This is a genomic window from Streptomyces sp. NPDC057543, from assembly GCF_042801895.1.
In the GTDB taxonomy this organism is placed as follows: domain Bacteria; phylum Actinomycetota; class Actinomycetes; order Streptomycetales; family Streptomycetaceae; genus Streptomyces.
In genome coordinates, this window is the sequence record NZ_JBHVFF010000320.1 from 1 (window position 1) to 9,141 (window position 9,141).

Annotated in this window: 9 protein-coding genes and 3 pseudogenes; 9 read left to right on the forward strand and 3 right to left on the reverse strand. The window is 68.9% G+C overall.

Going from position 1 to position 9,141, the window contains the following annotated elements; genetic code table 11:
* Positions 1 to 218 (forward strand): annotated as a pseudogene (locus ACFU8Q_RS35285) (IS30 family transposase); the annotation flags it as partial.
* Positions 219 to 375: 157 nt separating this feature from the next.
* Complete coding sequence (locus ACFU8Q_RS35290) at positions 376 to 1,032, forward strand: response regulator (protein ID WP_384462349.1); 657 nt, start codon at positions 376 to 378, stop codon at positions 1,030 to 1,032.
* A gap of 221 nt (positions 1,033 to 1,253) precedes the next feature.
* Here ACFU8Q_RS35290 and ACFU8Q_RS35295 read toward each other — a convergent pair whose 3' ends face one another.
* Positions 1,254 to 1,652 carry a heavy metal-responsive transcriptional regulator gene (locus tag ACFU8Q_RS35295; RefSeq protein ID WP_384462352.1) on the reverse strand — a complete coding sequence of 133 codons (399 nt, stop codon included), beginning with the start codon at positions 1,650 to 1,652 and terminating at the stop codon, positions 1,254 to 1,256.
* Positions 1,653 to 1,727: 75 nt separating this feature from the next.
* On the opposite strand from ACFU8Q_RS35295, the gene ACFU8Q_RS35300 reads away from it, so the two are divergent.
* Positions 1,728 to 2,681: an alkylmercury lyase family protein gene (locus tag ACFU8Q_RS35300; RefSeq protein ID WP_384462355.1), complete on the forward strand. Its 954-nt coding sequence runs from the start codon at positions 1,728 to 1,730 to the stop codon at positions 2,679 to 2,681.
* Positions 2,682 to 3,538: 857 nt separating this feature from the next.
* On the opposite strand, the gene ACFU8Q_RS35305 is transcribed toward ACFU8Q_RS35300, so the two are convergent.
* On the reverse strand, positions 3,539 to 3,967 hold the full coding sequence (locus tag ACFU8Q_RS35305) for an SRPBCC family protein (protein ID WP_384462358.1): 429 nt from the start codon (positions 3,965 to 3,967) through the stop codon (positions 3,539 to 3,541).
* Between the two features lie 209 nt (positions 3,968 to 4,176).
* Between ACFU8Q_RS35305 and ACFU8Q_RS35310 the strand changes: the two genes are divergently transcribed.
* Both ACFU8Q_RS35310 and ACFU8Q_RS35315 read left to right on the forward strand, forming a co-directional pair.
* The gene (locus ACFU8Q_RS35310; RefSeq protein ID WP_384462361.1) at positions 4,177 to 4,353 is read left to right on the forward strand and encodes a hypothetical protein; all 177 of its coding nucleotides are present in this window, start codon (positions 4,177 to 4,179) and stop codon (positions 4,351 to 4,353) included.
* A 424-nt stretch (positions 4,354 to 4,777) separates the two neighbouring features.
* The gene (locus ACFU8Q_RS35315; RefSeq protein ID WP_384462364.1) at positions 4,778 to 5,050 is read left to right on the forward strand and encodes a hypothetical protein; all 273 of its coding nucleotides are present in this window, start codon (positions 4,778 to 4,780) and stop codon (positions 5,048 to 5,050) included.
* A 375-nt stretch (positions 5,051 to 5,425) separates the two neighbouring features.
* Here ACFU8Q_RS35315 and ACFU8Q_RS35320 read toward each other — a convergent pair.
* Positions 5,426 to 5,902, reverse strand: a pseudogene (locus ACFU8Q_RS35320) (IS5 family transposase); the annotation flags it as partial.
* Between the two features lie 161 nt (positions 5,903 to 6,063).
* Here ACFU8Q_RS35320 and ACFU8Q_RS35325 point away from each other — a divergent pair.
* The 4 genes and pseudogenes from ACFU8Q_RS35325 to ACFU8Q_RS35340 all read left to right on the forward strand — a co-directional run.
* A pseudogene (locus tag ACFU8Q_RS35325) lies at positions 6,064 to 6,260 on the forward strand (ArsR/SmtB family transcription factor); the annotation flags it as partial.
* Positions 6,261 to 6,476: 216 nt separating this feature from the next.
* Complete coding sequence (locus ACFU8Q_RS35330) at positions 6,477 to 7,280, forward strand: methyltransferase domain-containing protein (RefSeq protein WP_384462367.1); 804 nt, start codon at positions 6,477 to 6,479, stop codon at positions 7,278 to 7,280.
* Between the two features lie 314 nt (positions 7,281 to 7,594).
* Positions 7,595 to 8,797: an enoyl-[acyl-carrier-protein] reductase FabV gene (fabV, locus tag ACFU8Q_RS35335; RefSeq protein ID WP_384462370.1), complete on the forward strand. Its 1,203-nt coding sequence runs from the start codon at positions 7,595 to 7,597 to the stop codon at positions 8,795 to 8,797.
* Positions 8,798 to 8,997: 200 nt separating this feature from the next.
* On the forward strand, positions 8,998 to 9,141 hold a 144-nt coding region (locus ACFU8Q_RS35340; RefSeq protein WP_384462373.1), incomplete at its 3' end, for a DUF4158 domain-containing protein.

Below are 9,141 nucleotides of genomic sequence, written 5' to 3' on the forward strand. Positions count from 1 at the left end.
CGGTATCCCGGGAGCTGCGGCGCAACGCCGCGACCCGTGGCGGCCGACTGGACTACCGGGCTTCGGTCGCGCAATGGAAGGCCGACCTCGTGGCCCGGCGCCCGAAGACAGCGAAGCTCGCCGCGAACGATCGGCTGCGGGACTACGTGCAGGAAAGACTCTCCGGCCAGGTCAGCCGCCCGGACCGGCCGGACACGTCGGGGACTCCACGGTCCCCGGAGGTTCCGCGGTACCCGGTGGCTACGGCCTGATCGGTCTGGCGGAGCGAGTTGCGGCGCTGGGCGGTCACCTGCACACCGGTACCTGCGGGGGCGGTTGGCGGCTCTCCGCCCGGCTGCCCACCTCCTCACCCGTCCGCCGGTCGGCGTCCGCCTCGTGATCAATATTCTGGTGGTCGACGACGACGCCCTGGTGCGGCTCGGTCTCGTCGACCTGCTGTCCACCGACCCGGAGCTGACCGTCGTCGCCGAGGCGGCGGACGGCCTTGCCGCCGTCGAACAGGCGGTCCGGCACCGCGTCGACATTGCCCTGGTCGATGTGCGGATGCCGCGGATGGACGGCATCGCCGCCACCCGCCGGCTGCGCGCGCTCCCGGACCCCCCGCGAGTGATCACCCTGACCACCTTCGACCTGGACGAGTACGTCTACGATGCGCTCGCCGCCGGCGCGGACGGCTTCCTGCTCAAGGACACCGAACCGCGCGAGATCATCCGCGCAGTCCATGTGGTGGCGGACGGCCAGGGCATGCTGCACCCGGCTGCCGCCCGTCGTCTGATCGACCGCTTCCACCGCGCCGCCCGCCCAGCAGCGCTGGAAGCTCGCACCCGGTTCGAGGGTCTGACACCTCGTGAGAAGGACGTCCTGGCACGGCTCGCGCTGGGCGATTCCAACGCGGAGATCGCGGCGGCACTAGGCATGCGCGAAAGTACCGTCAAGGCACACGTCAGCCGGATTCTCGGTGCGCTCGGTGCCGGTAACCGCGTCCAGGCCGCCCTGCTGGCCCGCGACGCGGGGCTGGGCGGCCACGACTGACCGGTTCGCTGTGGGGAGATCGTCCGTCCGCCGTGGCGTGCCGCCGATCGCTCAGCCGCTCAGGCCGTGGTCGCGGTCAGTGGCCTGCCAGCCAGAAATACCCGGGTTCGGACGACACTGGCAGGCAGTGGCTCTGCTCAGGCGGCCTCACGCGTACCCGTTGCCGTTGGAGTCTCATCGCCGCTGGCTGCGCAAACCTCACCAGGAGTCTTCATACCGGCTCAGTCAGCAGCGAGGATGCGGCAGATGTCGCCCTCGGTGCAGGTAGCGGGGTCGGTTGCGGAGGCGGTGTGGGTCAGCTCGCGCAGCATGGCGCGGGTGGCCTGCAGTTCGGCGATCCGATGCTCGACGTCGGCGAGATGCCGGCCGAGGAGCTCGGTTACGTGACCGCAGGGCGGGTGGCCGCCGTCGCGGATGGCCAAAACGTCGCGGATCTCGGCGAGGCTGAGCCCGGCTGCCTGGGCGGAGCGAATGAAGCCGACCCGGGTCCGCGCATGGGCTGGGTAGTCACGGTAGCCACCCGATGTGCGGGGTGGGTCCGCCAGAAGCCCGGCCTGCTCGTAGAAACGCAGGGTCTTGGGAGTGGTGCCGGTGGCGGCGGCGAGGGCTCCGATGCGCATGCCTTCACCGTAGCCCTTGACCTTCCATCGCAGTGGAAGGTCTAGCGTGGGCCGCATGACCTGGAGGTGCTGCTGATGCACGTGGAGATGTTGACGGTCCCGGATTGCCCGAACGGCCCGGTGCTGCGGGAACGGCTGACCCTCGCCCTCGCGGGCCGCACGGACGTGGAGCTCACCGAGCACCTGGTCGACGACCAGGCGGAGGCGGAACGGCGCGGCATGCACGGTTCCCCGACGATGCTGGTCGACGGCCGCGACCCGTTCGCCGCCCCGGGCGCCGCGGCCAGCGTGTCCTGCCGCCTCTACCGTGGCACGGACGGCCGGGTCGGCGGAGCGCCCTCCGTCGAGGAGCTACGGCGAGTACTCGGCACTCCCGTCACCGGCGACGCGGACCGGGCTGCCGACCGGGCCGGGCAGGGCCGTCTCGCCCCGATCGAGGGTGGCCTTCGGGCGGTGCAACAGGCCGTCCTGCGCTCCTTCGCCACCACCGGTGCCCCGCCCGAGCAGGCCGAGCTGGAGGCGGCGGCCGAGCCCTTCGCCGTACCGGCCACCCGCGTGCTCGCAGAACTGGCCGCCGAGGACTTCCTCACCCTGGACGACACCGGTCACATCCAGGCCGCGTACCCGTTCTCCGCCACCGCCACCGAGCACGTCGTACGGATCGCCAACGGGCCGACGGTGTGGTCGATGTGCGCGATCGACGCGCTCGGCATCCCGGTCATGCTGGGCTCCGACGCCGTCATCACCTCCACCGACCCGGTCACCGCTGCCCCCGTCCGCGTGGAGTTCACCGGCGGAAAGACCACCTGGCAGCCGGCCACCGCGGTGGTCTACTACGGCGCCGGCCCCGACACCGGCCCGGCTGCCGCCGTTTGCTGCGGCTACCTGAGCTTTTTCACCGGGCGCGCGACCGCCGAGCAGTGGACCGGACAGCACACCGACATCAGCGGCGCTGTCCTGGACCAGGCCGCGGCCGAGCGTCTGGGCGCGGACATCTTCGGCCCGCTGCTGGCTGCACCCGCGCAGTGATCGGGATGTTCGGACGCCGGCTCACCGGCTGACCGCCGCCGCTACTGTCCGTTCCGATCCCTCTCCAAGGGCCAATCCATGCCTGGCCCAGGTGCTGTGGATTCTCGACCGGCCCCTCCCTCTCTGCCTTCTTCCGGCCGAAGCGCTACCTCGTCCTCGCCGAGTGGGCTTCCCTGTTTGAGCAGGCCTCGCGAACTGGCAGCGAGGTTCATGCAGGTAAGTTCACTTTTAGGCGGTGCTGTGCGGACACAGCACCAGGTTGCACTCTTTGCGGCGCCTCCGAAGCACCACATACCCGCAGGCCGCGGATCGCTGGGCATGGCTGATACCGCCGCACACAACTCCCACCCGGCCGCTCGGCGAGGACCTCCGTCGTCCGTGGGAGCGACCCGCCGGGCCCGGCTCCTCACAGTGGGCGCGCACCGTGTCGTCCGTGCTCGTCCGAACCTGCGCGGTTCTCCCGAGGGCCGGGCCCGGCACAGCGGCCGCCGCGGCGGTCTTCACCTGCGGCTGCTGGCCAGGCGTGTCGCAGAGGTCGATGACGAAATCGCTGTCCTCAACGAGCAGATCACCGACGCGCTCGGGCACCGGAGGCAGCGCAGGACGCTGACGCCGCGTACCGCCGAGTCACGGACTGTCACCACACGAGCGTTCATCCGCGAACCTCCTGGTCACCGTCCTCAGCGCGGCGGCAACTCGTGTGCGAACGCGTCGGTGATTGTTGATCACAACCTCATGTGTCTGGTGACGGAAAGCGCTGAGAACCAGGAGTTCCACCACAGGCCCCGCCCGTCGGCGGTGACAACCACCGCTGCGAGGCACGCGGTCCTTACCCGAGCAGCACCAGCACGTCGTGATCAGTGCCGGCTCTCCAGCAGGTCCTTGAACTTCTCCAGGTCGGTCCGGACTGTGTCCTCGATCGCGTGGACCTGGGCGAATCCCTTCGGGCCGCCGAAGGTCGCCCGCACGGTGTCCGGGTCGTACTCCAGCCGGACCTGCAACTGGGTGTGCTGGTCGTCCAGCGGGTTCACGGCGAAGGCGGCTTTCAGCTCCGGGCTGTCCACCGTCCAGTCCATCACCTGGCCCTTGCCGCGATCGGCGATACGGGTCTCGAAAACCTGCTCGTCGTCCCCGATCCGGACGTCGAGATGGGCTCGGCTACTGCCGTGCCCGGCAGCACTCTTCACGCCCTCCATGAACTTCGGGTACTCATCGATGCGGTGCAGTTGCGCCCAGACCTCCTGCGCCGGGACATCGACGTTGACCTGTTCTTCGAGCCTGCTCATCGGGAACCTCGCTTCCCGGCCCGGCCGCCCGGGCCATCGGTACTTCCAGCCTGCTCTGCTGCCCGCCCCCCGGCCACCCAGGCCGGTTCTGGCTCAAGTTCCACGATCCGGTCAAGCTCCGTGAGAGCGGTGACGTACAACGAGACGGACGGGACACCGGGGGTCGAGAGCGATGACGGATATCGCTCAGTGCGGAGACCACCACGGTGATGATCGAGGCGCCGACAGAAGCGCTGCCAGGGACGGAGACGCTCAGGCACAGGATCCACACCGTGCGTGAAGAGCATGCCGATGCGCAGCACGTTTGGTTCCTCAAGCGCGATATCGCCCATGTGGTCGACACCGCACGGGAGGCGCTGGAGCCTGTCTCCTTGACCGATCAGTGATTCGTGGCGGGGCTGGTTGGGTCGTGCTCGTATACGAAGACCCTCACTCGGCCGTTCCCGCCACCGTTCAGGTGGGGATGACCATCTACGGACCTCAGGGGGTGGAGGAGACTTTCTCCTGTACTGCGGTCAACTCCAAGACAGGCATCGGCTCGACGTGCTAGAAGGACCTAGTGGTGACAACGCTTCCAGAGATCACCGCCCTGTTGGGCAAACCCCGGTTCAACTGGTCGGATCCGGCTCCGTGGATCGAACTGGAGCAGGAACTCGGTATGCAATTTCCTGCGGACTTCCGTGAGATCGTGGACGCCTACGGTTCGATCGAGATCAACAAGCAGTTGTATCTGAAGCATCCCGCCGGCCATCTTCTGCACAGTCTGGGAGAAAACATCAGGGGGATCTCGAGCTCTGGCGCGAGGAGGACATGGCGGATTTCCAGCCGAGTCCGGTGGGGGCGAACCCCGGGGAACTGATGCCGGTGGCGTCGGCCACGACGGGCGAGGCGGTTTTCCTTCACATTCCTGACAACCCCTCGTCGCCCTGGCGCGTCGTGGTCCAGGAGTTCGACAGTCCGGCCTGGACTCTCTATGAGATGACCTTCAGTGAGTGGTCGCTCGCTTATCTCAAGGGTAGGGACGTGAAGTTGTGTTCTCGCAACTTCGCGCCTGACGGCCCGTTCTACGAAATCCTGCCCTGAAAATGACCGCGGTGGTATCTCCTGTCCTGGTGACAGGAGATACCACCGTGCGAAGATTTACCCGTGATCACCTGGGCCACGTGGTTGATCGCATCGCGGGATTCAGTGGTCTGCTGCGATGACGGACAGCGACTTGATCGTTGCCCTGCGCGGTCTGCTGATCGAGTCACTCAACGACTCATGGGACGCGGTGAACGAGCAGCGCGGGCTGCCAGAGTGGTTCGACCGAACCTGGACGTGTGGTCGGACAGGATCGAGACCCGGTGCATCTCCGAGGTGATCGACAGCCACGGCCTCCTGGCCGGCATCTTTGGCGGAAAGCAGAACCGGCGCGTCGTCCATGCACTGGCCTGACGAGCCGTTCGGACGCCTTGCTCAGCGCCGGGTCCGGATGAGGATGGCAGCAAGGCGGAGTGCGGCCGGGTGAACGATGGCGAGTTTGTCCGTCCGCACTGCGAGGCCGCGCCACTGCTCGAGTCGGGCGAGGAACCGCTCGACGGTATTGCGCTCCTTGTATGTCTCAGCGTCGAAGCCGGGCGGGCGGCCTCCGGCGCGCCCTCGCCGCAGACGGTGGCCGATCTGGTCGGCAGGCTGCGGGACGACGGCACGGATGCCGCGTCGACGTAGGTGCCCACGGATCGCGCGGGAAGAGTAGGCGCGATCCGCAAGGACGAACGCAGGGCGCGTTCTTGGCCTGCCGAGTCCGCTTCGAGGGATCCGGATTCCGGTCATGACCGCCTCGAAGGCCGGCGCGTCACCGGCCTGGCCCGCGGTGACGTGGATGAACAGAGGCCGTGCCCGGCTGTCACCGGCCAGGTGGACCTTCGTGCTCAAGCCACCGCGGGAGCGTCCGAACTTGGAGACCGCCGACCCGGACGGCGACTGCACGGCGCCGGCCGAGGCGGGCGTCGACGTCGAGGCCCGGCCGACCGGCCCCGGGGTCGCGAGGCTGCCGTGACCGACCCCGACGGCACCCGCCTGGTACTGGCCGCGCCGGCCCCGGCCCGCTGCTGATGCCGGGACCCGTCGTCCGGCAGTCCGAGGACAGAGTCTTCGCGGCCTTGGCCGGCCCGGTGCGGCGGAAGGTACTGCGGCTGCTGCGTGAGCGGGGTCCGCAGCCGATCGCCAGTCGGCCGCCCACTTCGCCATGGCCCGCCCCAGCTTCTCCGAGCACGTCGAGGTGTTGCGCGCGGCGGGGCCGGCAAGTGAGACCAACGTGGTGCTACGGCAGTCACTCCTCCATCGAACGGCAAGTCGATCTCCGCAGACCGAGCCGCGCATCCCGCCGTGCGGTAGCCCTCGGCAGCGGCCGGGGGGCCGGCCTGCCTCAGTGCGGGGGCGCCGACGTAGAGGCGGGGCGGATCCCCGCTGGCGATGACCGCCCCGGCGACCGGGGCCCGACTGCCCCTTCTGCCAGAATCACCACATGGCTGAACACGACATGGATCACGGCTACCTGCTGGACAACCGGCAATCGGAGGCAGGGATCCGCTTCGGCGCCCTCAGCGAGTTGTTCGATCCGGTGACGTTCCGTCATGTCGACCAGCTCGGAATCGCCACCGGCATGCGGTGCTGGGAGGTCGGTGCCGGCGCTCCGTCCGTACCCCTCGGGCTGGCCGAGCGAGTCGGCCCGACGGGAGCAGTGATCGCCACCGACATCGATGTGTCCTGGACCCGAGACGTCGGCGGTGGCGTGATCGAGGTGCTGCGGCACGACGTGGCGGCCGACCCGCCGCCGCCCGGCGGCTTCGACCTCGTTCATGCCCGACTGGTCCTGGTACACGTCACCGATCGCGCCGAGGCGCTGCGCCGGATGATCCAGGCGCTGCGGCCCGGCGGCCGGCTGCTCCTGGAAGATGCCGACCCGGGGTTGCAGCCGCTGTTGTGCCCGGACGAGTCCGGTCCCGAACAGCGGCTCGCGAACCGGCTGCGATCCGGCTTCCGCGCCTTGATGGCGGCACGCGGCGCGGACCTCGCGTACGGGCGAACCCTGCCCCGGCTGCTGCGTGAGGCCGGTCTCGAGGACGTTCAGGCCGACGCGTATTTCCCGATCACCTCGCCGGCTTGTGCTGTCCTCGAGGCCGCGACGGTGCGGCAGATCCGCCACCGTTTGGTAGCGGAAGGCCTTGCCACCGACAGGGAGATCGACCGCCACCTGGCGAACGTCACCGCCGGACGACTCGACCTTGCCACCGCCCCTTTGATCTCCGCGTGGGGACGGCGCCCGTAACCCTCCCCGACTGCCGCTCACACGCATCCGTCGTCCAACTGAACCACTCCTCACCTTGCTGGCGGATGTCCTTCCGGTCCCTTCGTACGACCGGGGCATCCAGTGGCCTGCCCGCCGACCCAAGGATGACCACCGGGTCACGTGCGCGGCTACCTCGCTCTGCTCGGACTGGTGGAAACCCTCCAAGGTCGTCTCGCGATCGTTGTGCCGGATGAGGTCACCGCCCCTATCCGTACGGTCGCAGACTTGCAGGATGCGGGGGCCCACCTGGTGGCTGCCGCACTCTCATCCGCGCCGAACCCAAGGACCCGATCGTGAGCGAACGCGTCATCTCCCCCCTGAACCGCGGTTTCCTCTTCCTCGACTCACACCCGGCCGGCTGCCGCAAGGTGGTGGCCGACATGTGGCGCGCCGTCCTCGCCGAGCAGCCCGGCGGGGACGAGCCGGTGGCGCTCGTCATCGGCTCGTCCGCCGGGTACGGGCTCGCCGCCACGATCGCCGGGCTCGCCCGCGCCGGGATCCGCGGCATCGGGGTGTGCTTCGAGAAGGCACCTGGGCGGCGCACCGGCACCGCCGGCTGGTACCGCACCGCCGCAACCGCCGAACTGGCCCGCGAGTACGGGCGGGACATGGTTTTCCTCAACGGTGACGCGTTCTCCGACGGGATGAAGGATCAGGTCGCCGACCTTCTCAAGCAGCGGTACGGGCGGCTGGACTACCTGATCTACTCGGTGGCTGCCCCGCGACGCACCGACCCGGACACCGGCGTCACCTACTCCTCCGTCCTCAAGCCGATCGGTGAGCCCTACCGGACCAAAACCCTCTCGTTCGACGGCTCCGGCGCCCCGGAGGTCACCGAGGTGGAAACCGGCCCGGCCGCGGGCGACGACATCGAGCAGACCACCGCGGTGATGGGCGGCACGGACTGGGAGCGGTGGATCGACTACTTGGCCGGACGGGATCTGCTCGCCGACGGGTTCACCACCGCCGCGCTCTCCTACATCGGCTCGCCCCTGACCGCCGGCATCTACCGGCAGGGCACCATCGGCGCCGCCAAGGCCCACCTCGAAGCCACCGCCCGCAGCTTGAGCGAACGCCTGGACAAGCTGGTCGGCGGCCGCGCGCTCACCTCCGTCAACGGGGTCGCCGTCACCCAGTCCTCCACCGCCATCCCCGGCGTCGCCCTGTACGTCGGCCTGTTGCGCGGCGTCCTCGATGAGGGCATGGTCCCGCCGATCGACCAGCTCACCGAGCTGTGGGACCAGCTCACCGGCACCCGCCCCCTCGCTCTCGACGACGACGGCCGAATCCGCCTCGACACATGGGAGCTCACGTCCTCGGTACAGGAGGCCGTGGCCGACCGCTGGAACAGGGCCACCACGAACAGCATCGGTGACCTCGCCGATCTCGACTGGTTCCACGCCGAGGTCCAGCGCCTGTACGGCTTCGCCGTACCCGGCATCGACTACACCGCCCCCGTCGACACCGACATTCCCTGGCCGGACCCGACCGCCTGACCCACGGTTGGAGGAACGCCGTGCGCCGGCCCACCGACGACACGCTCGTCCGCCGGTAGCAGGACCTCGGCCTAGGGGATCAATCGAACCGTGGTTGGCGCTGAGATTGATCTTGGTCGTTTAACACAGTTCCGGGATATGGTGACAGGTTTCTCTGGAAGTCCAGTGGGCTCGGATGACGGGTGGCTACCGTCCACCGGGTGCCGGTGGAATTTCTTACTGATGTGCAGGCGACGGCGTACGGACGGTTCGTGGAGGAGCCGACGCGGCCGGAGCTGGAGCGGTTCTTCTTCCTGGACGACGTGGACCGGGACCTGATCGCGTTGCGCCGTACGACGGCGCAC

Bases quoted from the DNA above. Each gene is read 5' to 3' on its own strand.
- ACFU8Q_RS35310 (WP_384462361.1), top strand. From the start codon at position 4,177: ATGATCGAGGCGCCGACAGAAGCGCTGCCAGGGACGGAGACGCTCAGG.
- ACFU8Q_RS35315 (WP_384462364.1), top strand. From the start codon at position 4,778: ATGGCGGATTTCCAGCCGAGTCCGGTGGGGGCGAACCCCGGGGAACTG.
- ACFU8Q_RS35330 (WP_384462367.1), top strand. From the start codon at position 6,477: ATGGCTGAACACGACATGGATCACGGCTACCTGCTGGACAACCGGCAA.
- ACFU8Q_RS35305 (WP_384462358.1), bottom strand. From the start codon at position 3,967: ATGAGCAGGCTCGAAGAACAGGTCAACGTCGATGTCCCGGCGCAGGAG.
- ACFU8Q_RS35300 (WP_384462355.1), top strand. From the start codon at position 1,728: ATGCACGTGGAGATGTTGACGGTCCCGGATTGCCCGAACGGCCCGGTG.
- ACFU8Q_RS35295 (WP_384462352.1), bottom strand. From the start codon at position 1,652: ATGCGCATCGGAGCCCTCGCCGCCGCCACCGGCACCACTCCCAAGACC.